Source organism: Labilibaculum sp. K2S (assembly GCF_030372765.1).
Classification (GTDB): Bacteria; Bacteroidota; Bacteroidia; order Bacteroidales; family Marinifilaceae; genus Labilibaculum.
This window is the reverse complement of record NZ_JAUCMW010000008.1, coordinates 1-21,977: the sequence shown is the minus strand read 5'-3', so window position 1 is coordinate 21,977 and position 21,977 is coordinate 1. Positions and strand designations below refer to the sequence as shown.

The 21,977-nt window shown below is 34.6% G+C and carries 17 protein-coding genes; 11 read left to right on the top strand and 6 right to left on the bottom strand.

Translation table 11 applies throughout. From position 1 onward, the window contains the following. The first annotated feature begins 232 nt into the window (after positions 1-232). A complete protein-coding gene (locus tag QUH73_RS10870) occupies positions 233-1,138 on the top strand; it encodes a hypothetical protein (RefSeq protein ID WP_289530466.1) in 906 nt (301 codons plus the stop codon). A 32-nt stretch (positions 1,139-1,170) separates the two neighbouring features. Here the strand turns inward: QUH73_RS10870 and QUH73_RS10865 are convergent, their stop codons facing one another. After that, complete coding sequence (locus QUH73_RS10865; RefSeq protein ID WP_289530465.1) at positions 1,171-2,829, bottom strand: AMP-binding protein; 1,659 nt, start codon at positions 2,827-2,829, stop codon at positions 1,171-1,173. A 277-nt stretch (positions 2,830-3,106) separates the two neighbouring features. Between QUH73_RS10865 and asnS the strand changes: the two genes are divergently transcribed. The 3 genes from asnS to QUH73_RS10850 all read left to right on the top strand — a co-directional run bounded on the left by asnS (position 3,107) and on the right by QUH73_RS10850 (position 7,058). Further along, positions 3,107-4,552: an asparagine--tRNA ligase gene (gene asnS / locus QUH73_RS10860; protein WP_289530464.1), complete on the top strand. Its 1,446-nt coding sequence runs from the start codon at positions 3,107-3,109 to the stop codon at positions 4,550-4,552. 319 nt (positions 4,553-4,871) lie between these two features. Next, positions 4,872-6,326, top strand: a complete 1,455-nt coding sequence (gene rpoN / locus QUH73_RS10855; protein WP_289530463.1) for an RNA polymerase factor sigma-54 — start codon at positions 4,872-4,874, stop codon at positions 6,324-6,326. A 129-nt stretch (positions 6,327-6,455) separates the two neighbouring features. Further along, positions 6,456-7,058 carry a phosphatase PAP2 family protein gene (locus QUH73_RS10850; RefSeq protein WP_289530462.1) on the top strand — a complete coding sequence of 201 codons (603 nt, stop codon included), beginning with the start codon at positions 6,456-6,458 and terminating at the stop codon, positions 7,056-7,058. A 10-nt stretch (positions 7,059-7,068) separates the two neighbouring features. Here QUH73_RS10850 and QUH73_RS10845 read toward each other — a convergent pair whose 3' ends face one another. Next, positions 7,069-7,488: an SPOR domain-containing protein gene (locus tag QUH73_RS10845; RefSeq protein WP_289530461.1), complete on the bottom strand. Its 420-nt coding sequence runs from the start codon at positions 7,486-7,488 to the stop codon at positions 7,069-7,071. A gap of 19 nt (positions 7,489-7,507) precedes the next feature. Then, positions 7,508-7,927, bottom strand: coding sequence for an SPOR domain-containing protein (locus tag QUH73_RS10840; RefSeq protein WP_289530460.1), 420 nt, complete (start codon positions 7,925-7,927; stop codon positions 7,508-7,510). A gap of 250 nt (positions 7,928-8,177) precedes the next feature. Here QUH73_RS10840 and QUH73_RS10835 point away from each other — a divergent pair, with 250 nt between their 5' ends. Together QUH73_RS10835 and QUH73_RS10830 are read left to right on the top strand one after the other, a co-directional pair. Continuing rightward, a complete protein-coding gene (locus QUH73_RS10835) occupies positions 8,178-8,552 on the top strand; it encodes a methylglyoxal synthase (protein WP_289530459.1) in 375 nt (124 codons plus the stop codon). A gap of 95 nt (positions 8,553-8,647) precedes the next feature. Next, positions 8,648-10,936, top strand: coding sequence for an inorganic phosphate transporter (locus QUH73_RS10830; protein WP_289530458.1), 2,289 nt, complete (start codon positions 8,648-8,650; stop codon positions 10,934-10,936). Between the two features lie 58 nt (positions 10,937-10,994). Here the strand turns inward: QUH73_RS10830 and QUH73_RS10825 are convergent, their stop codons facing one another. The 3 genes from QUH73_RS10825 to QUH73_RS10815 all read right to left on the bottom strand — a co-directional run bounded on the left by QUH73_RS10825 (position 10,995) and on the right by QUH73_RS10815 (position 13,167). Beyond that, entirely contained in the window at positions 10,995-11,516 is a 522-nt protein-coding gene (locus tag QUH73_RS10825) for a hypothetical protein (RefSeq protein ID WP_289530457.1), read from the bottom strand. A gap of 13 nt (positions 11,517-11,529) precedes the next feature. Further along, complete coding sequence (locus tag QUH73_RS10820) at positions 11,530-12,210, bottom strand: SIR2 family NAD-dependent protein deacylase (RefSeq protein ID WP_289530456.1); 681 nt, start codon at positions 12,208-12,210, stop codon at positions 11,530-11,532. 111 nt (positions 12,211-12,321) lie between these two features. Continuing rightward, on the bottom strand, positions 12,322-13,167 hold the full coding sequence (locus QUH73_RS10815; protein ID WP_289530455.1) for a hypothetical protein: 846 nt from the start codon (positions 13,165-13,167) through the stop codon (positions 12,322-12,324). Positions 13,168-13,415: 248 nt separating this feature from the next. Between QUH73_RS10815 and dnaG the strand changes: the two genes are divergently transcribed. The 5 genes from dnaG to QUH73_RS10790 all read left to right on the top strand — a co-directional run bounded on the left by dnaG (position 13,416) and on the right by QUH73_RS10790 (position 21,505). After that, on the top strand, positions 13,416-15,371 hold the full coding sequence (gene dnaG / locus QUH73_RS10810) for a DNA primase (protein WP_289530454.1): 1,956 nt from the start codon (positions 13,416-13,418) through the stop codon (positions 15,369-15,371). Positions 15,372-15,392: 21 nt separating this feature from the next. After that, positions 15,393-15,917 (top strand): pyridoxamine 5'-phosphate oxidase family protein, encoded by a 525-nt coding sequence (locus QUH73_RS10805; RefSeq protein ID WP_289530453.1) that lies wholly within the window; start codon positions 15,393-15,395, stop codon positions 15,915-15,917. Between the two features lie 387 nt (positions 15,918-16,304). Continuing rightward, a complete protein-coding gene (locus QUH73_RS10800; RefSeq protein ID WP_289530452.1) occupies positions 16,305-18,275 on the top strand; it encodes a hypothetical protein in 1,971 nt (656 codons plus the stop codon). A 139-nt stretch (positions 18,276-18,414) separates the two neighbouring features. Continuing rightward, positions 18,415-20,697: a TonB-dependent receptor gene (locus QUH73_RS10795; RefSeq protein WP_289530451.1), complete on the top strand. Its 2,283-nt coding sequence runs from the start codon at positions 18,415-18,417 to the stop codon at positions 20,695-20,697. A 10-nt stretch (positions 20,698-20,707) separates the two neighbouring features. Beyond that, positions 20,708-21,505: a DUF4249 family protein gene (locus QUH73_RS10790; RefSeq protein WP_289530450.1), complete on the top strand. Its 798-nt coding sequence runs from the start codon at positions 20,708-20,710 to the stop codon at positions 21,503-21,505. Positions 21,506-21,977 lie beyond the last annotated feature (472 nt).

Below are 21,977 nucleotides of genomic sequence, written 5' to 3'. Positions count from 1 at the left end.
CAGAAACTATTTTTGTGTTAGAAGTTTCCTTATCATTGATTAACTCTTGTTAATAAACTACTCATGGGACATCAAAAACCTATGAATCAAGTGTAAAAATAAGGATGTGACGGCGCATTTTCTTTTCTAAATAGGTAATTTGAAGGTTTTTATCGGTAAACGGCGATTAATTAGTTCCTATTGTTAAGTAAACAAAATGGAATCTGGTATATTTGTTGTAAAGAATACATCTATGAAAGCAACTTTATCCATACTATTTTTTCTTATTGCAGGACACTTGAGTGCTCAAAATGGCGCGAAAATAAATTTACAGTCGACACAAACAACGGAGAATATAAGATATTCAAGACCTGGTGACCAGCGTGTTGATTATTACAGTTCGTGGACCGAGCGAACAGCAAAAGCAGTTCCTTATGGTGAGATACAATTAAGTGCATTGGCTGTAAGCAGATATGGAAATTATCCCAAAACGGAAATTAATTCTCAGTTATTACTTTTTCCATTTGCGCCCAATGTTGGTGTAAAACATGAATGGTTCGGCAACAATACAATTGTTTCGACTCAGCATACTCTTTATTATCCCACGCCTGGTCTTAAATGGGCACGAAGTAGTGGATTTCAAGATCAAATTCCTAAGTCGGCAGTAATTCTGCATATTTTCACCTTTAGAAATGAATTGATTGTTAGTCATATAATTAATCCACAGCCTAAAGATTGCTTTATAAAACTTCCCGATTTAGTACTTACAGGAAGGCTTGGTTTTGATTTTTCGTTAGCAACAGGAGACTCTCAGTTACCATTGCTGGATTATCATTTTTTATACCACAGAACAGCATCCTATTACAACAGCCAAAAGCTTTATTTTGCGGGAGTAGAATTGGATGGTAATGTTTATCGAAATTTTAATTTTTCGATCAACGCAGATTATTATTCTATCGATTTTAATGACGAATGGGCTGCTGAGAGCCAGGGGAAAATTCATTGGCACCGCAATAGTAAATTTTCTGTTTCGGGAGGGTATAAATTATACTACCTGAACACCAATTACGGGTCTCAGTTTTTAGCGATGCCGGTTATCGATTTTGTCTTTAAATTGAATCACACAACCCGCCTTCAGAATGGTTTATTTAAAAAATAGAAATCCATTCTTTAAAGGAATGGATTTCTATTTTATTCGTGATACAAACTGGTGTACAAATACCTTTTTATATTTCTTTTGGGAGTTTTCTTGAATTCCTCGGGAAATACAATAACCCGCGATATTTTCATATAGGCAGGAAAGCTTTTGTTTAAAATTTGCTTGTCCTTATTAAGTGCCTCTTCAATTTCGTCTTTGTTTAATCCTTCCGCATCACAGGCTTCGTAATCCGGATAAATCAATGCAATTAACTTGTGATCTTTATCATCAGTAACAATTGATTCCTGAATAAATGGCATGTTATTTAATTTTGCCTCAATTTCTTCAGGGTAAATATTCTGTCCCGATGGACCGAGTAACATATTCTTACATCTGCCTTTGATGTATATGTTATCGTCTTTATCAATGATTCCAAGGTCACCTGTTCCCAGCCAACCCTCTTTATCAAGAGCTTCTTTTGTTGCGTCAGGATTTTTGTAATAACCCTTCATAACGTTGGAGCCTTTTACCTGAATTTCACCAACAATATTGAACGGGTCGTCAGATTTAATTCTAACCTGCATGCGATCAACTACTTTACCACAGGAATGTGCGCGAAATTTAGTGTTTGGACTATAACTAATTAATGGACCACATTCGGTCATTCCGTAACCAACAGAAAATGGGAATTCAATTTTTAGAAGAAAATCTTCCACCTCTTTGCTTAAGGCTGCACCTCCAATAATAACTTCGATAAATTTTCCACCAAAGGTTTCTGTGAGTGAATTTCGAATTTTTTTGTAAATTTTCTTTTCCAATAATGGGATCTTCAGCATCAGTTTCACTCTTCGGCTTTCCAATACTGGCAATATTCTTTTTTTATAGATCTTCTCCATAATAAGAGGAACCAAACAGATTAACCGAGGTTGTACTTCCTGAAAGGCCTTGGTTATTATTTGAGGAGTTGGCACTCTTGAGAGAAATATAACATGACAACCACAACAGAATTCGGTGAGGAATTCGAACATACAGCCGAATACATGTGCCAATGGCAAAAATGAAACGATCTTGTCCTGAGGACGAAAATCCATATAATCGAAGCCAATTTGTATATTCGAATACAGTGACTCATAGGCCAGCATTACTCCTTTCGAAAATCCGGATGTTCCTGATGTATACGATAAAACTGCAATATCTTCGTCTTTAGGATCGGCGTAATCCAGTTTGTTTTTATCTACCTTATTTTTTAGTGATTCTGCATTGGCTTTTTCAACTGCTTTTTTCAATTTGTCGCACGATGAACAAAAAACGTTATAATCCTCCAATGAAATGATCCCCTTTAGTTTTTCGATTTTTGAATCATCAATTTTATTGAAAATATTTTCGGTAGTAAAAAGTAATGTAGATTCGGAATGATTAACAATGTGATGAATATCGCTGGAATTAAAATCGGGAAGAATGGGTACAATTACAGCTCCATAAGTTATGGTTCCCAAATAAGTAATGGCCCAATTGTTTAAATTGCGACCAATAACTGCAATTTTGTCTCCTTTTTTTATTCCTAACTCTTTAAAAAGAAGATGCATCCAATGTATTCTTTGGGCAACTTCCTGATAAGTTAAGGTGTCTTTTTGGTAATTGGTAAATGCTGGTTGCTCCCAGTTTTTATGTATGGTTTTTCGAATTTTTTCGATTAACTTATTCTCAATCATATACTTACTGATTATTTGAAGGGCTTAAAGATACTAATCTTGACAAAAAATCATAATCATACTTGTATTAAATTCCTTTGTAATATAAATAAGCATCACAAAATCAATCGTTTGCGCTACAGCTTTAATGTTGAAAAAAAAAGGTATTTCAGTTTATTAAGAGAATAAATGTCCAGTTTGTCTTACGATTTTAAGTGATTATTTACTTAATAAGACCATAATTGAATCCAATTTTATATTTTTGTAAACTTATTATCTCATTAACCAGTAATATAAAATGGAACAGAAAAGAATTAAGATCAAGAAGCTGTTGGTTTCGAATGAAGTTGGCAGTGAAGTAAATGTGAAAGGTTGGGTTAGAACCAAGCGTGGAAATAAGCAAATTAATTTTATCGCTTTAAATGATGGTTCTACAATTCAAAATCTTCAGATTGTTGTTGATGTTCCTAATTTTAATGAGGATTTATTAAAGAAAATTTCGACAGGGGCAGCAATTTCTGTTGTTGGAGAGGTTATTGCTTCGCAGGGAAGCGGACAGAGTGTTGAGGTTTCTGCTACAAAAATTGAGGTTTTAGGTGTTGCCGATCCCGAAAAATACCCACTTCAACCAAAGAAACATTCCTTGGAATTTTTGAGAGAAAAAGCGCATTTACGTTTCCGTACCAGTACATTTAGTGCGGTTTTCCGTATTCGTCATGCAATGGCTTTCGCAGTACACGAATTCTTTAATAAAAAAGGATTTTTCTATATGCATACGCCACTTATTACAGGTTCGGATGCTGAAGGTGCCGGTGAAATGTTTAGAGTAAGTACTTTGGATGCTAAAAATCCACCTTTAAACGAGGATGGAAGCATTAATTATAAGGAAGATTTCTTTGGAAAGGAAACGAATCTTACAGTGTCGGGTCAGTTAGAAGGTGAATTGGGAGCAATGGCTTTGGGAGAAATTTATACTTTTGGTCCTACATTCCGGGCTGAAAATTCAAATACAACCCGTCATCTGGCAGAGTTCTGGATGATAGAACCTGAAATGGCATTCTATGATATTACCGATAACATGGATTTGGCCGAAGAGTTTTTAAAGTATATGATTAAATATGCTTTGGATAACTGTATGGAAGATCTTGAATTTTTGAGTAAGAGATTAAAAGAAGAGGAAAAAGGGAAGAAAGCGGATGAACAATCAATGGAATTGATTGAGAAATTGAAATTTGTTTTGGAGAATGATTTTGTTCGTTTAACTTATACTGAGGCAATTGATATTCTTCGTAACTCTCAGCCAAATAAAAAGAAGAAATTTCAATACTTGATTGATGGTTGGGGAGCTGATCTGCAGTCGGAGCATGAGAGATATTTGGTAGAGAAGAAATTCATGAAACCAGTTATTCTGATTGATTATCCAAAGGAGATTAAATCTTTCTATATGAAACAAAATGAGGATGGAAAAACTGTAGCTGCTATGGATATTTTATTCCCAGGAATTGGTGAGATTATTGGAGGATCGCAGCGGGAGGAAGATTTAGATAAATTGGTAACCCGCATGAAAGAAATGGGTATCCCTGCTGAAGATATGGATTGGTATTTAGATACCAGAAGATTTGGAACAGCTACTCATAGTGGCTTTGGATTAGGATTTGAAAGAATGATGTTGTTTGTTACCGGAATGGGTAATATCCGCGACGTAATTCCTTTCCCAAGAACACCAAAAAATGCTGAGTTTTAAACGGATAAAAACCAAATGATATAGAAAACCGTATTGCATATGTAGTACGGTTTTTTTGTGTTTTAAATTTTTAATATTTGGTGTTGAAATTCGTGGTTTTATTTGATGTTTTATCCCGATAAGGCAAAGGTTGGCAGAATTGTTTATAAAAAAACAATGAAGTAAGTTACTTATTCTGAGCTTTTTGAGTCTGCCTGTTCTGCTTAAGATTTTGATACTTACCACTTATGGCTTGAAAATTGTACTTGAGCGATGATCTTCTTGTAAGTTCACAAGAGAATATGTACCTTGCTTCATTCAAAAAAAGAACGGAATTAGTATGCTAAAGCAAAGTTTACAGCAAAAGTTATTACAGAAATTATCACCTCAGCAAATTCAGGTGATAAAATTGTTGGAGCTTCCAACTTTGCAGCTTGAAGAGCGAATTAAAAAGGAGTTGGAAGAGAATCCTGTTTTGGAAGAAGGAAATACTGAGGAGGATTATCATGATGATAATCAATCCGATGAAGCTCCGGAGAAAGACAAAGATCAGGAAGAATTTTCTTTGGAAGATTATATGAATGATGAAGATACTCCATCTTATAAACTTTCTGCACAAAATTATTCGCAGGACGACAAGCACGAAGAAATTCCTTTTTCGGGAGGAACAACTTTTCATGAATTGCTGATATCACAATTGGGATTGCGTATTCTTACTCCTGAAAAGTATGCTTTAACGGAGTATTTGATTGGAAATATTGATGAAGACGGATACCTGCGAAGAGAAATTGAAAGTATTGTGGATGACTTGGCTTTCTCGATGGGGGTTGAGACTTCCTATGAAGAATTAGTGGAATTGTTACGGGTAATCCAGGATTTTGATCCGGCAGGAGTTGGTGCGCGCGACCTGCAGGAGTGCTTGCTTCTTCAGATTGAACGCAAAGGCAAATTCAATCCCGATGTAAAATTAGCTAAGCTGATTCTGAAAAAGAATTTTGAAGAGTTTACCAAAAAGCACTACGATAAAATTCAGAAGAGAGTTGGTGCAAGCGATGAAGATTTTAAATGTGCTGTTGACGAAATTTTAAAGTTAAATCCAAAACCGGGAAGCACATTCAATAATCCATTAGATAAGGCATCGCCTACTATTATTCCTGATTTTATATTGGAAGAGGAAGATGGTGATTTGTTATTAAGCCTGAATTCACGGAATGTTCCTGAACTGCATATTAGCAGAGCTTATTCCGAGATGCTCGAGGATTATTCCGGCAATAAGAAAAATCAGTCACGAGAGAATAAGGATGCCGTTATGTTTGTGAAGCAAAAGCTCGATTCAGCAAAATGGTTTATTGATGCAATTAAACAACGACAAAATACATTGTTGATAAGTATGAACGCGATTATTGATTTTCAGCGGGAATATTTTCTGGAAGGTGATGAACGTAAACTCAGACCAATGATTTTGAAAGATATTGCTGAAATCACAGGACTAGATATTTCAACCATATCACGAGTATCAAATTCGAAATACATACAAACTCATTTTGGTATTTTTTCCTTAAAATATTTCTTCTCAGAAGGTTTGCAGACCGATTCCGGAGAAGAGGTTTCGACTCGCGAGATAAAGAAAATATTACATGAATGTATTGATAATGAGGATAAGAAGAAACCATTAACTGATGATAAGTTAGCGGTTATTTTAAAGGAAAAATCGTACATGATTGCAAGGCGTACTGTAGCTAAATACAGGGAACAATTAAATATTCCTGTGGCCAGATTAAGAAAAGAATTATAAATTTTGTTAAAGAATAAACGAGTTGGTGCAAAGACAATTATCTTTGCACTTTTGTTTTGTTAAAGGGCTTGGATAAATGATGTAAATACTTTTTTCACATCTCTATCCGGCATCTCAAATCTACTTTATATGAATTTCGCTCGAATAATATCAGGAGTGGCACATCCAATGTTAATGCCATTAATTTCTGTTTTTGTAATATTTCATTCAGGAACCTATCTTGACTTTGCGCCCCATCAATTGGTACGTGTAATTTATATGATTGTAGTAATTTCAACGGTATTACTTCCCTTAAGTATTTTGCCTTTACTGAAGAATCAGAATATTATTTCAGATATTGGTTTGGAAAAACGTCAGGAAAGACTCATTCCCTTAGTATTGACACTACTATTTTACTTTTTGGGCTATTACATGTTGCTTAAATTTCCAATCACAAGGATAATCGCTAATTTACAACTGGCAGCTATCATTTCCATTTTCATAGTAACTCTTATCTCACTAAAGTGGAAAATCAGTTTGCATATGGCAGGTATTGGGGGGTTTTTAGGAATGGTAATTGCGTTTACCATGCTTTATTCCAGTTCTCTAAAACTTGTATTTATGGTGGGAATTATTTTTGCCGGATTAATTGCCTATTCCCGGTTAAAATTAAACCTGCATACTCCATCTCAGGTTTACGCAGGTTTTATAGTTGGTTTAGTAACAATTTGTTCTTGTATGCTGCTAATGTAAATTCTATTATTTATTGGTGTAACAACCACAAATCCGGTGTTTTATTCAACTTCCGTAAGCGAATCAGTTCTTTTACTGCAGTTTCTTTTTTATTAAATGATTGCATTACAACACGGAACTTTCCGTTTTGTTCCATTACAATACTTGGATATCCTTTTTGGTACAATTTACTTTTAAAATTTTCAGCCTGACTTATATTATTGTAGCTGGCGGCTACAATGTGATAATCAAAAGAATTCCTGTTTTCAGCAATTTGCTCACTTGTAAATTTTGGATCAGGCTTGTTTGGTTCTGGTGTTAATTCAGGAACCAATCGTTTTGCTGTCTGTTCTACAACCTTACCTTTTTCAATCGGAGTTATTGTTTTTTTATCTTTACATCCGGAAAAAAGAAGAAATATAAGAATTAAAAAGAAGTTAAATTTTACCATTTTGATGTCAAGTTTCAAATCATCGTTTAATATAAAGCCAGTTTTCTTTATGCTCTTCAGATGCTCTAGCCGATTTTAGTTCCTGAAAAGCAAGAGTGCGATCTGAAAAAGCTTTGTAAGAAACCCGGTGAAAACCATTTGCAGCTTCAAAAACTTCAGAACTATAACCATCCTTGGTTAATTTTTGCTGCAAACATTCAGCATTTTTCATATTTTGAAAACTAGCTAAAATTAAAAAATACTTGTTCGGAACTTGTTCAACTACAGGTTCGAGTTTCTTTTTAGCTACTACAGGCTCGGCTTTTGGAGTCTCTTTTTTTGCCTTCACCTTTTCAGCAACTTCTTTTTTTACAGGTGTCTTTGCTTCATCTTTACAAGCTGAGACACCAATTGTAAGAATAAGTGAAACAATAAATGCGGTTCTAATATATTTTCTCATAAGGGCAGGATTAATATTATAGTAACAAATTTACAATTTTATTAATGATTTCAATAATACTTCGTTTATTTGTTATTCCATTGGTGTCAGATCTATTTATTCGCAGCGGGCTTTGGTTCCTGTCATTTCATGAATAAACGAATATTTTACAGAAGCACTAATATAAGTATGAATTATTAATTAAAAAAAGGATTATCAACTCATACTTTGTGAAATATATTAAATTACAAAACAATTAAAAAATAAATGTATGAAGACAATCGCGTTGGTTGCTCACAATGAAAAGAAGAGTGTGATGCTTGCCTGGGTAAAAAGGCATAAGGATGAGCTTAAAAAGCACAAATTAATTGGGACTACAAATACATCAGAATTATTGAATTCAGTTTTAGATCTTGAGGTGAAAGGTTTTGGTCATGGCCCAAATGGTGGAGATATTCTTTTAGCAGCCCAGATATTGGAAGGAAAAGTAGATGAAGTAATTTTCTTAATTGATGCTGAAACACCGCACGGACATGAGCATGATATTCAAACTTTAATAAGAACATGCGTAATAAATAATGTGCCAATGGCCTTAAATGTGGCTACTGCAGATTATTTGGTAAAACTTAATAAATCAGAGGTATAAGTGTATTAACATTAAATTAACACAAAAATAACGTTTGTGAAATATTAGCGTCTCCATGTGTTTGTATGTTTGCGGAGAATTTACGAACTTATTACATGGAGAACTTTTACTTAATTATTGTAGTAGTGCTTTTTGCGCTGGCTGTTTCTGACCTCATTGTTGGGGTTAGTAATGATGCTGTTAATTTCTTAAACTCTGCATTTGGTTCCAAGGCCGCCCCGCGTTGGGCGATTTTAACAATTGCCAGTCTTGGAATTTTGGTTGGAGCCACTTTTTCCAGTGGAATGATGGAAGTTGCCCGAAAAGGGATATTTCATCCTGACCAATTCTACTTTGCAGAAATCATGATCATTTTTATTGCGGTAATGTTAACGGATATTATTCTGTTGGATTTTTACAATACCGTAGGTTTACCAACGTCAACAACCGTATCGATTGTATTCGAATTACTGGGTGCTGCTGTGGCTGTGGCCGTTGTAAAGATCATGAACTCTTCTGATCAGACAATGCTCGATTTGGGAAGTTATATTAATTCGGCAAAAGCATTGGCGATTATTACAGGTATTCTGTTGAGTGTGGTTATAGCCTTTTTTTCAGGTGCTCTCGTGCAGTATATAAGTCGCTTGATTTTTACTTATAAGTTTGAGAAAACGTTTAAGTATTTTGGAGCCCTTTTTGGTGGGTTTGCAATTACTGCAATTACGTATTTCATTTTAATAAAAGGAGCCAAGGGTTCTTCTTTTATCACAAAAGAAACTCTTGGTTGGATCAAAGAAAACACACTAACAATTATTTTTGTTTGTTTTGTTGGATGGACAGTTGTTCTGCAGGCTTTGGTGTGGTTTGTACGTTTAAACATCTTAAAAGTAATTGTTTTGGTTGGAACCTTTGCTTTGGCAATGGCTTTTGCGGGTAACGATTTGGTAAATTTTATTGGTGTTCCATTGGCGGGTTTCAAATCGTTCCAGGCATTTATTGCAAATCCAGGTACTGATCCTTACGGGATGACAATGGAGATTCTAAACGACAAGGTGAAGACAGAAACTTATTTGTTGATTATTGCCGGTTTAGTAATGACAATTACTCTTTGGTTTTCTAAAAAAGCCAGAACAGTTACCGAAACTGAAATAGGATTGAGTAACCAGAATGAAGGCGAGGAAAAATTTGGATCATCCTTTTTTGCCCGTCTTTTGGTTAGACGTTCTTTGTCTGCAAACAGTAGTTTAAAAAGTATATTACCTGTTAAGTTTCAAGAGGGGATTCAAAAACGATTTGCCAAACCTTCAGCTCCGACAGGTATCGATAAAAAGGATGTGCCTGCTTTTGATATGATTCGTGCTTCGGTAAACCTTACGGTTGCAAGTATCTTAATTTCTATAGGAACATCTCTAAAATTACCTTTGTCTACAACCTATGTAACATTTATGGTGGCAATGGGTACTTCACTTTCCGATAGAGCTTGGGACAGAGATTCTGCAGTTTACAGAATTACAGGAGTACTTACAGTAATTGGTGGTTGGTTTTTTACAGCATTTTTTGCTTTCACCGCGGCTTTTATTTTCGCAAGTTTAATTAATTGGCTAGGTGGATACGCTATTGTTGGTTTATTAGCCGTAGCGGTTGCATTCGTTGTGCGTTCGCATGTATTTCATAAACGCAAATCGAAGAATCAAGACTCTGTAGAAGAAATTGATGAAGAAGATGCTTCTATTATTAGTAAAGGAGAGATTTTTGAACAACTTACTCATGCAGTATCGGTTGTAACCACTAAGATTCCTAAGGTGTATGCTAAAATTGTTAATGGTTTGGCTTTTGAAGAACGCAGCATCCTTAAAGAATCTCTGAAAAAGGTTAGAAAGCTCGATAAAGAAGCTAAATCTCTGAAAGATCAGGTTCCTTTGGTTGTTCAGAAACTTTCTGAAGACAGCATAACAACAGGGCCATTTTACGTTCAATTGCTCGACTATTTAAGAGAAATTGCTCACTCGATTAATTTTATTGCAGAACCTGCTTTCGATTACGTGGATAACAATCACAAAGCATTGGTTCCGGAACAAATCGACGAATTGAATATTATTCAGGTAAAGCTTGAGGATTTCTTCAAAACTATAAATCGTCTGTTAAAAGATAATAACTATGATTTAGATCAAATTGAAAGAGCTTTTGAGAAACAAAAAGATTTGTTATCATCTTTAAATAAGTTTAGAAAAGAGCAAATTAGAAGAATTAAGGCTGAGAAAGTTGGAACCAGAAATTCGGTTCTTTATTTGGGAATCATTAATGAAACCAAAAACCTTGTGCTTTATTCAGGGAATCTTTTGAAAGCATCCCGTGATTTTACAACGATGAATAACGAAGGTGAAATTACTGATGATGTTTTGTAGTTAAAATATCATTCAAAAAATAGAGAAGGGTATCCGATTTTTTTGGATGCCCTTTTGTTTATTTTATTTTTCGCTCGAGAATACCTTCCTCCTCAAAATATTTTTCAAATTCTTTCGTGTGTGTTTCAATATACTCTTTAAAGCTTTTCGAGTTGGGAAACACTTTGTTAAACTGATCTTTTGATAGAAAGAAGATCTTGTATCGATTCCCGGAAATTGGCTTGTAACGATAAATCATAAAACCCTTATCGATATCTGAACCAACAAATTGCATATTTAAATAAACATTCCCGTTTACTTCCGATGAATACATTCGAAGGTTAATAATTGATTCAATATACTTCGTTGAGTCTGCAATTTCTATTAATTGAACAAGGTACTCTGTATCATTAAAAGGAATCACTTCGATATAACCTGATGCTTCTTCTTTTTTATTGTCGGAAGAAAGAATCCATTCTCCCAATAAACTTTTTTCGATTACAGAATTACCCGAAGGCGATATTGGTACTTTCGATTCATAATGATTACAAGAAGTCAAAACTAATATTCCCAATAGTAGCAACAGCACTTGTCTTTTCATAATTCAATGGTATTTAATGAAGAAGTTCGAACAGTTTTTCCATTCCAACACTCGCCTTTTCTCTAATATAAGTAATATTTCTGTTTGATCGCATTAATGGTTGATTTGGATCGATGACATAAACTGCTGTTTTATTTGGAATATAGTCGATTAAACCTGCTGCCGGATACACATTTAACGACGTCCCAATAATTACAAAAACATCCGCTTTACTAACAATAGCAACCGCTTCGCTAATTGCCGGAACACTTTCTCCAAACCATACAATATGTGGCCTCAATGGCGAGCCTTTTTCACAGGTGTCGTTAAAAGTTAGTTCCCAGTGATCCAAATTATAAATTAATTCAGGATCAACTGTACTTCTTGCCTTCATTAACTCACCATGAAGATGTAATACATTGGAACTTCCAGCTCGTTCATGCAAATCATCAACATTTTGAGTTACAATTTCAACCTCATAGTGTTTTTCAAGTTCTGCAATAAGCAGATGTCCCTTATTGGGAAAACAATTAAATAACTGTTTACGGCGCTCGTTGTAAAATTGATGCACTAAATGTGGATTTTTTTCCCATGCATGCGGACTGGCAACCTCCATTACATCATATTGGTTCCAAAGACCACCCATGTCGCGAAATGTTTGAATACCACTTTCAGCACTTATACCGGCACCACTTAATACAACCAATTTTTGCATACAGTAAATAGATCTTTACGATTCAATTTAGTCATAAAATAAGGTCGTTCAAAATTTATCAATTCGGGCAATTATCTATTTAAACGAATTAAAGCAAGTATAAACATATATTTATTTTGCTAACTTTTTAAAATCACTCCCCAAAAATCTGTCGTTTTGCTTGCCTTTTACCATATGGTAATCGAAATAATAAAACTTTGCGTCGCCGGCACCTATAAGTATTTTAAAACATCTGGCCTTGTTTTTTGTTTTTTCGGGGCCAACTTTATGCAAAAAGATAATATAGTTGTTCTTATTTCGAATGGCTTCCTCAATTTCATCGGCTTCAACCAATTTCACTTTTCCAGGATATATCTTTCGGATTTTAGCTACGGAGTTAACGTCATCATTCATCTCATTTTTTAGCAAATAGAGAGTTTTGTCTTTAGTTTCGGAACTGTTTTTATTGTAGTATTTCAGTATGTTTTCAGATATAATGTCAGGATTTTCAGTCACCAGTGCAATATGGTTTTGCATAAACAGAACCAAAGAGGTGAGTTTATAAATGTAACTTTCTTCATCAACCCGAACATACGATAATGGGATTGAACACAGGTCAGGCATATCACCAATCTGATTTGCCTGTCCACCCAAAAGCAGACTTAAAAAATTGTACTTGGCATTGGTTTTGTCTTTATTAAAAGTAACAATACTTGTTATTAAAAATGAATACTTAGGATTGAATTGTTGCTTTTCGAATTCTGCATTCGAAATAAATTCATACTCGGTAATAGTCCAGTTTTGTTTAACCGCTTCTTTTATCTTGTCATTAAAATCGGAAAACAGATTATCTTCCAAAACCACAAGTGTTTTTGTGTTGTAAAATCTATTGTAATCAGATGCACTTGGCAAATGTTCTTGTGAGAATGACTGGATTCCTGCCAGACAAATTGCGATTGTTATAATGATTCTATTCATGGTTTTACATATTGCTAATGCGTTGACTTGCTTGTTTTTTTTATAGTTTTAATACAATTCAAGTATTGAATTTAATCAAATAAATTATGTCCATCAAAATGTAGAACGAATTGTTGCTGGTATTATTTTCGATTCCGGAAGAATTTTCAAGAGAATGATTACATGGTTTTGTGGTTGGTTTAATATTGAATTTCTAAAATCTGTCGATCTTTCCATTTTTATCAATCTTGTTTCCTATTTTTGTTGCTATGATTGATCAGTCAACAGTTGCACGAATTTTCGACTCTGCTGAAATTACCGAAGTAGTTTCCGATTTCGTGACTCTTAAAAAAAGAGGCGTTAATTTCCTGGGATTGTGTCCTTTTCATAACGAAAAGTCACCCTCTTTTACCGTTTCTCCTGCCAAAGGCATTTACAAGTGTTTTGGTTGCGGAAAAGGCGGAAATTCTGTGAATTTTATTATGGAGCATGAGCATCTCGATTATGTAGGTGCATTAAAATATCTGGCGAAAAAATATCACATCGAGGTTGTTGAAAAAGAGCTTTCGCCCGAACAGGAACGACAAAAGAATGATCGGGAGAGTATGATGATTGTAAATTCTTTTGCTCAGAAATCATTTACCCAGAATTTGTATGAGCATCCTCAGGGTATGGCCATAGGAATGGGATATATGCGGGAACGTGGGTTTCGTGATGATATTATCAAGAAGTTTCAGGTTGGCTATTGTTTAGAGGCTTGGGATGCTTTTTCGAATCATGCTCTTGATTGTGGTTATAAAAAAGAATATCTGGTAAAAACCGGATTAAGTATCGAAAAAGAAAACCGATTGCTTGATCGCTTTCGTGGAAGAGTAATTTTTCCGATTCACGGAATTGCCGGCCGGGTTCAGGCATTTGGAGGAAGAATACTTAAAAATGATGCCAAAGCAGCCAAATATTTAAATTCCCCCGAATCAGAAGTATATCACAAAAGCCGGATTTTGTATGGCATTTTTCAAGCCAAGAAATCCATCGTTCAAAACGAAAAGTGTTTTTTGGTTGAAGGGTACACCGATGTACTCTCATTCCATCAGGCAGGAATCGAGAATGTTGTTGCTTCATCGGGAACGGCTCTTACTGCCGACCAAATACGTCTCATAAAAAGATTTACCAATAACATTACCATTATATACGATGGCGATGCAGCAGGTATTAAAGCTTCACTCCGTGGAATCGATTTGGTATTGGAACAGGAAGTGAATGTAAAAGTTTTGCTATTGCCGCAAGGCGAAGATCCTGATTCATTTTCCAGAACTATGGGAGCAAGTGAATTAACGGAATACATCGAGAAGAATGAGAGTGATTTTATCGTTTTTAAAACCAATTTGCTTCTAAAAGATGCAAAAGATGATCCGGTTAAAAGAGCTAATCTCATTATCGATATTGTACGTTCCATTGCAATAATACCCGATGGTATTGTTCGGGCAGTTTATGTGCGCGAGTGTAGTAATATCCTAAATGTAGACGAAAGAGTATTGTATACCGAAATCAATAAAATAATCCATAAAGTAAAAGAAGAATCTTGGAAAAGTGAGCAGAGATCTAACTTGCCTCCGGATCAGGGACAAGAGAATTTACCTGATAATTCTGCATTTATGCGTTCAGCAAATGAATGCGATCTGGAAGAACGGGCATTGGTTCGAATATTACTCAATTTTGGTAATGAGATTCTGTTTAGTCAAAAAGACGAAGCCGGAAATGAAGAGCAGTTGTTGGTTGGACAGTATATTATTACAGAGCTCTCCAATGATGAACTGGAATCCGTCAATCCATTGTATCAATTGGTATTCGATCAGTACGGTGAAAATATGGAAAAGGAAGCCTTTAATACAAAAACCTTCTTTCGCGATCTTCCCAACGAAAAAGTGAATCAGTTAGCTGCCGATATTCTTAGTGAACCCCATCAATTAAGTGGTTTGTGGACGCGTAATGAAAGCGTTGTTGAATCAGAAGAAATGAAACTGAAAGAGATCGTTCCTAAATTGGTGAATGAATACAAAGGGAAAAAGGTTCGTTTGTTGATGAAGGAAGTTATGCAGGAAATGCAGAAAGCTCAGGACACCGGTAATGCCGATCGAATGATGGAACTAATGAAGCAAAAAATGGTGCTCGATCAAATTAAAAATGCGATTTCAAAAGAACTGGGAAATCGAACCATATCATAGAATCTAATAAAACACATATATATGAAGACCATATTTATTGAATCCAAGGAACAGATCGACGAAATCATTCATTCATGCGATACTTGTTTTTTGGGAGTAGTCGATCCGGAAAACAAACCATATGTTATTCCTATGAACTTTGGCTTTCACGATAATTACATTTATTTACACGGAGCAGGCTTTGGAAAACTAATAGATTGTTTAAAATTGAACCCGGAAGCATGTGTTACTTTTTGCACACCTCCAGAGCTGGCTTATCAGGATGCTCACATGGCATGCAGTTACCGCATGAAGGGGAAAAGTGTCGTTGCACGAGGTACTATCGAATTCGTCATCGATATGGATCAAAAGGTCGATGCCCTAAACATTACCATGGCCAATTATACCGATCACAAATTTACCTACAATACTCCAGCCGTTCGTAATGTAGAAGTATATCGTATGAAAATTGATGAACTCACCGCCAAAGAGTTTGGAGCACCACATGGCAACGAATTCCCCTGGCAAATGAAACGAGACAATAAAGAATCTCAAAAAGACCAATAAAAACAGCAAGCCTTCTCATCTCGGGAAGGCTTTTTTTCAGGTTTGGGCGTTTCCCTCATAAATTCGGGTCAGGCTTTCCGTTCCTACTCCTCGCTTTACTCTTCTATTATATAGCAGTAAGTAAATTAATCAATCTGCCTCTTCCAATTTCTCAAATGATTTTATGCAGCGCTGTGGGGTATCCACTTCAATCCTTAACGCAATAGTATACAATTTGCTCAATTTGGCACATTTGGCAGTTGTAATTTGTTTCTCATAAGCATATATTTGCTTTTTAACAAAATAATATGCGATTTGTACTTGTTTCACTATTAAATTACAAAACGGATGATTCAAGTAAACATATTTGGATAATATTGTTTGTAAATACTTAACATTTAATCGATTATGAGAAAATTAATTTTTGCATTCTTATTTCTTTCCTTTGTTTTTGCAGCTTGCGATAATGGAAGTGATAAGAGTTTAGATGATTTAAAAAAAGAAAATCAAGAGTTGAAAGATGCGCTTGCTGCCAGCTCTAAAATTACCAATGTAGAATTTACTGCATCTGAAATGATATTAACCTATAGTAATGGGTTAAAGTTGACAACTGCAATACCAGATGTATTAAGAGGTGAAGATGGTACTACGCCAAAAATTGGCGAGAATGGAAATTGGTGGATTGGTACTACTGACACAGGAGTTCTTGCACAAGGACAAAATGGAACTAATGGTGCCGATGGTACTGATGGATCTAATGGTACTAATGGCGTTGATGGGAATTCTCCAATTATTGGAGAGAATGGAAATTGGTGGATAGGTGATACCGACACAAATGTTGCAGCAACGGGAGCTGCTGGAGTTGCAGGTGTAGGAATTCAATCAATAAGTTTCGATCAGTCAACAGGAGTAATGACCATTACCCTAACAAATGGAACTGAATCAAAATTTGTGATTGATAATAAAGATGGAAGCTTGGCAGCATACATCATGGAAGATTTAAATGGAAAGTATTTGGTAAAGAAAATTACCATGGGCGACATTCCATATGCTGAGTTTGAATATAACGATGATCACCAAATTACTAAATTGACTTCTTATTCGGCTAACGGGTATCAAACTTTTAAAAGGTTCGAAGTTGAGAAAGAGTATGTAGATGGGAAGCCAAGTAAAGTGCTTACCAGACGTTTTGCAACAGAAAAAACTACAAAGTATAGTGATGAATATGTGGGAAGTAATGGGTATGATGTCATTGAAGTAGATGAAGATAAGGGAGATAGATTTATGGAAGAGAATAGTGATGGTATATTTTTTGTGTATTTTAAAAACGGTCCGACTGAAAATGGATTTGGATACAATAAATATTTTGCTTCAAAAGGAAGTCGTTTATATTCTGAAATTAGTTTTAATGCAGGAGGAAAAACATGTACGGTCTATGATTATGAAAGTACTGTAAGCATAGCTAATTCTGAAAATGTAAATATTGATTATTACTATTATAGGGTATATGAGAAAGCTCTTATATTTTCCGATTATGAAAATTCTTATTATAAGTCAATTAAGAGAGCGGACAATCAATTTGAAATATATGAACACCGAGGTTCTAGATATTTCTATAGAAGTGGTAGTGGGAATATCGATGATTTGGAGTTCTATGTGTTAAATAGTGTTAGGACTATCCAAGGCACTTATGAAATTGGAGAATTAATGAGTGAAACCTATTCCGATTTAGTTTATGATTCAAGTAATAAAGTTGAAAAAATCTACGAAAGTAGAGAAGAAGGTGTAGAAGCAACGTCTTATATCTTAAATTCTTATGATGGAGATAATTTAGCCAAAACAGAACGTTTTAGTAAGGATGGTGATAATTGGATGAAAGAAGCTAAGTATTCAACCTATCAATACAACTCACAGAATTTATTAACTCAAGCCATCGAACACGATGCGGAAGGAAATGAGAAAGTAATTTCTAAAATTGAGTATGATCAGGAAGGTAATCCTATTGAGATATTCAAATACTATAGTGAACAGGTTGATCGTTACGGAATAGTTAATCCAGAAACTGGAATCAGAGAGTATCAGGATGTTGTTGTTGCTGAATCTGGTTTGTATTCTTTTGCGAAATTAGAATACAATTACACCATGAAAAATTTCTTTGGTAATACAATTACCGGTTTATTCCCAGAATTGTATGGCTTTAATTTTATCAATGCCTTGAAAAGCGGGACTTTTTCAAATTCTATAAATGCAGGTGCTATAGAGTACAAGAATTTCAATGATGGGGGTTATCCTCAAATAATGGAATTTATTGGATCGGGAGATGATGATTCATCATTCATTGGTCAATTAAAAATTGAATACATCAAAATTGAAGATTAACTTTTATTAAAATAGATATTAATTCGCCACAAACACTGTGGCGAATTAATGTTTGAGTTTAAAAGAAAAATTAAATTATTAATATCTTCGGTGGCTGCTTCAGTAATACATTGAAGTAGCCATTTTTATCTTCTGCCACATGTCTCAATTTTTACGACTGAATTTATTGATTTCAGTTTTGCTTGTACTTATACAACCTTCGTTTGCTCAAATGTCAATTAAAGGGATTGTTGTGGATCAATCAAGTGGTTTGCCAATCGAAAGAGTAAGTCTAAGTGGTTTATCGGTAAATAAAAATGCTGTAACCAAAACGAATGGAGTATTCTTAATCGAAAATGTTCAAACGGATTCGGTGTTATTTGCAATTCGTCATGTATCGTATCGTGCAGATACTTTATGGATTAGTGCGAACGCAGAAAGTGTAATTATTGAACTGGAACCTTTGGTAATCAAATTGGACAACATTAGTGTATCAGCTATGGCGCAAAGAAAAAGTCAAAGACCGGTTGATAATGTAATATTGGGAATAAAGGAAATTGAAGCTTTACCAATTCAACTTGGCGAAGTAGATGTTTTGAAAGCATTGGAAGCTCAGCCAGGAGTCTTTAGAACCAGTGAATTGAGTTCGGCAATAAATGTAAGAGGTGGATCTGGTGGGCACAATAGTTTTTTGCTAGACGGGCAAACCATATTTAATCCTAATCATCTATTGGGCTTTATGAGTACATTCAATGCTGATTTAATAGAAGGGGTTGAAATGAGCAAAAGTGGTTATCATCCAAATTTGGGAGGTAGTTTATCCTCATTTATCCAGATATACAATAGAATTGGTAACACCGATCAATATAAAGGCAAAATAGGAATTGGACTACTGTCTTCCAGACTAATGATAGAAGGTCCTTTGAAAAAAAATAAATCATCGATAATAATTGGTGCTCGCAAGTCTTATTTTGACCTTTTCACAAAAACCTATAATAGAATTCATGAAGGGAAAATTGATTTTACTCCTCTTCCGGAATATAATTATAATGATATTCAATTTAAACTTCATTCGAGTTTAGGCTCCAAAAGTTTTATTGAATTTATTGGTTTTAATAGCTCCGATAAATTGGATTTGATAAAAGAGAGCAGTAAAAAACTAAATACTGGTTGGAGCAATAAATTTTTGGCACTTCACTTAAAACATTACCCTTCAGGCAAAAGTTATTTTAGTTTTAATTCAGGAGTAAGCTCCTATTCGTTTGATCTGGATAGAGATTTTAATAGTCAATTGTTAATGCGGAGTGATATTTATCGTTGGAACAATTCTTTTAATTGGGAAAGGGAGTTTTCTAAAGTATTAAATATTTCAAGTGGATTATTTTTTGATCGAACCTGGTATAGGCATAATAACAGGAAATTAGAGAACCAATTACTACTTGAAGAACAAAGTGAAAAGCTTCAATCGATATATACAGGAGCATATATCCAATCGGAAATAAGTTTGTCTTCTACAGTCAGGTTTGATTTGGGATTACGGCTAAATAGCTTCTTTCAAGACAAATGGTTTTTAAAACCTGCTCCCCGATTGGTTTTGGCTTATGCAAAAAATGATTTACGAATCAACCTTACATATGCCCGGACTTATCAGTTTGATCATTTGATTACAGCATATGGCATGAATTTGCCTAACGATATTTGGTACCCATCCGGTAACGATTTTCCGGAAGAGAGCTCTGATCAGGTGACTTTAGGAGCTGAAAAGAAGTTTAATAAAACCTTACAGGGCGGTATTTCTTTGTTTTACCGAAAAATGAATCATCAGTTCGATTATAAGGAAGGAGCTGATATAGTATTCGAAAGTGTAAGTGAGCAAATACTTATAGGAAAAGGTGAGGCCAAAGGAATAGAGGCTAATTTCAATTTATCCTCAGGTAATATAGTGAGTGATATTAACTATACTTTGGCAGACACATGGCGAAAAACAGATGGTATTAATAATGGACAGAAATATAATCCTTCATTTGATATTACCCATAATGTTAATGTATCGTTTCAATACAAGATAAAAACAAATTTATCTTTTTGTGCATCTTGGTTTTTTGCTTCAGCCCAATATATCACTTATCCCCAAGGATTAATGTTGGTTCAAGGATTTGGAAATGACATTGCAAAACAGAATTTGGTTCCTTTGTATGGGAAGAGAAATAATGTTCAAATGCCTTCAACTCATCGTCTGGATTTGTCCTTAAATTATTCAAAGGAGCATTCAAAGGGGCGGTCTACAATAAGTATAGGTGTGTATAATGTTTACAATAAGGCAAATCCATATTTCGTTTATTTTGATACAGAGAAATCAGAAATGAATTCAACCCGAATAATACCTGAACAAAAATCAATGATTCCGTTTTTACCCAGTTTTAATTACAGCTATGAATTTTAATCGAGGACAGATGCGTACAAGATGTGCTTTTATATGGACTGTATTGATTGTGATCACCCAAACGCTGCTATCATGCATGCTTGAAGATGATGTAGATATTGAATTTCCGGATGTAGAAAGCCAAATGATGCTTGAATGTTATTTATGTCCGGAGGAAAATTATGAGTTGACATTTATGGAAACGAATAAGCTAAGTGAAGATCTGATTCTTCAGCTCAATTGGAATGCAGATATCACCATTAGATCCTATCATGACACCATTTCCCTTTTTAATATTTTGAACATAGAGAAAGAAACAGGGTATGTATTTAATTACGGGACTCCATCAATTGTACCGAATAATGAGAGCGGAACTTACTATCTTGATGTTGTTACAGAATCGGGCATTAAAATTACAGCTCAAACTAATATTGTGTCTCCTGTTAAAATTAGTGAAATACAGCTTAAAGATAAAAATCTAAGTGTTCTTTTCACAGCAGATACTGATCCGACTCAACGGTATTATTCTTTGTTAGTGGAAGGATATCTGGATGGTGAATATACAAAAGTAAGAGACTATATGGATGCAAGTAAAACAAATGAGAATGAAATTACTTATTCGGTTAAAGCGAGTTTTTATAAATGGGAATCAATAAAAGTAATGTTATTTCATATTACTATGGATAACTATCATTTTCAAATGTCAGCGAAAAATGCCTTAGTCGCTAATATGGATCCATTTTCTGTTCCAGAGGAGATTAAGTCAAATGTAAGTGGTGCAAAAGGGATATTTACGTACTTTACTGTAGATTCTTTACAGATTAAATAGTTTGGTAGTTCGTATATTTCTGATTTCGATTTTCATTAACAATACTTCATACGGCTTTACAAATACCACCCATATCTTTATTTCGAAGATTAAAGTAGTTTTATTTATCGGGTTATAGAATGCTTGTAATTTGGAACACCACGACGAAGCATTCGCTAATTTAAATTTGAGTTAAAATTATTACTTCAGGATATCAGGGAGTTAAGTTAGAGTTTTAAAAAACTTTGAGAATGTATTAGGAAGTGGGAAAAATAATGGTTTATCTTTGCACCGCTTTCAACGGAAAGTGAGCAACAGTTTGAGTGATTTGGGGAGTGATTTTGATTTCACAACAACCGGTTTTTATTTTTTTTAAAATTTTTTCGATTAGGGATTAGGATATAATGAAATAAATGATTTATCTTTGCACCCGCTTTAAGAGTTAACGAACTCACGGGCCACTAGGAAACATGGGGTTTAAGGTGAAATTAGC

Excerpts from the sequence above, each read along its gene's own strand:
- QUH73_RS10795 (WP_289530451.1), top strand. The coding sequence starts at position 18,415 with ATGTCTCAATTTTTACGACTGAATTTATTGATTTCAGTTTTGCTTGTA.
- QUH73_RS10845 (WP_289530461.1), bottom strand. The coding sequence starts at position 7,488 with ATGGTAAAATTTAACTTCTTTTTAATTCTTATATTTCTTCTTTTTTCC.
- QUH73_RS10835 (WP_289530459.1), top strand. The coding sequence starts at position 8,178 with ATGAAGACAATCGCGTTGGTTGCTCACAATGAAAAGAAGAGTGTGATG.
- QUH73_RS10840 (WP_289530460.1), bottom strand. The coding sequence starts at position 7,927 with ATGAGAAAATATATTAGAACCGCATTTATTGTTTCACTTATTCTTACA.
- dnaG (WP_289530454.1), top strand. The coding sequence starts at position 13,416 with ATGATTGATCAGTCAACAGTTGCACGAATTTTCGACTCTGCTGAAATT.
- QUH73_RS10865 (WP_289530465.1), bottom strand. The coding sequence starts at position 2,829 with ATGATTGAGAATAAGTTAATCGAAAAAATTCGAAAAACCATACATAAA.
- QUH73_RS10805 (WP_289530453.1), top strand. The coding sequence starts at position 15,393 with ATGAAGACCATATTTATTGAATCCAAGGAACAGATCGACGAAATCATT.
- QUH73_RS10800 (WP_289530452.1), top strand. The coding sequence starts at position 16,305 with ATGAGAAAATTAATTTTTGCATTCTTATTTCTTTCCTTTGTTTTTGCA.
- QUH73_RS10820 (WP_289530456.1), bottom strand. The coding sequence starts at position 12,210 with ATGCAAAAATTGGTTGTATTAAGTGGTGCCGGTATAAGTGCTGAAAGT.
- QUH73_RS10815 (WP_289530455.1), bottom strand. The coding sequence starts at position 13,167 with ATGAATAGAATCATTATAACAATCGCAATTTGTCTGGCAGGAATCCAG.
- QUH73_RS10830 (WP_289530458.1), top strand. The coding sequence starts at position 8,648 with ATGGAGAACTTTTACTTAATTATTGTAGTAGTGCTTTTTGCGCTGGCT.
- QUH73_RS10870 (WP_289530466.1), top strand. The coding sequence starts at position 233 with ATGAAAGCAACTTTATCCATACTATTTTTTCTTATTGCAGGACACTTG.
- QUH73_RS10825 (WP_289530457.1), bottom strand. The coding sequence starts at position 11,516 with ATGAAAAGACAAGTGCTGTTGCTACTATTGGGAATATTAGTTTTGACT.
- asnS (WP_289530464.1), top strand. The coding sequence starts at position 3,107 with ATGGAACAGAAAAGAATTAAGATCAAGAAGCTGTTGGTTTCGAATGAA.
- rpoN (WP_289530463.1), top strand. The coding sequence starts at position 4,872 with ATGCTAAAGCAAAGTTTACAGCAAAAGTTATTACAGAAATTATCACCT.
- QUH73_RS10790 (WP_289530450.1), top strand. The coding sequence starts at position 20,708 with ATGCGTACAAGATGTGCTTTTATATGGACTGTATTGATTGTGATCACC.
- QUH73_RS10850 (WP_289530462.1), top strand. The coding sequence starts at position 6,456 with ATGAATTTCGCTCGAATAATATCAGGAGTGGCACATCCAATGTTAATG.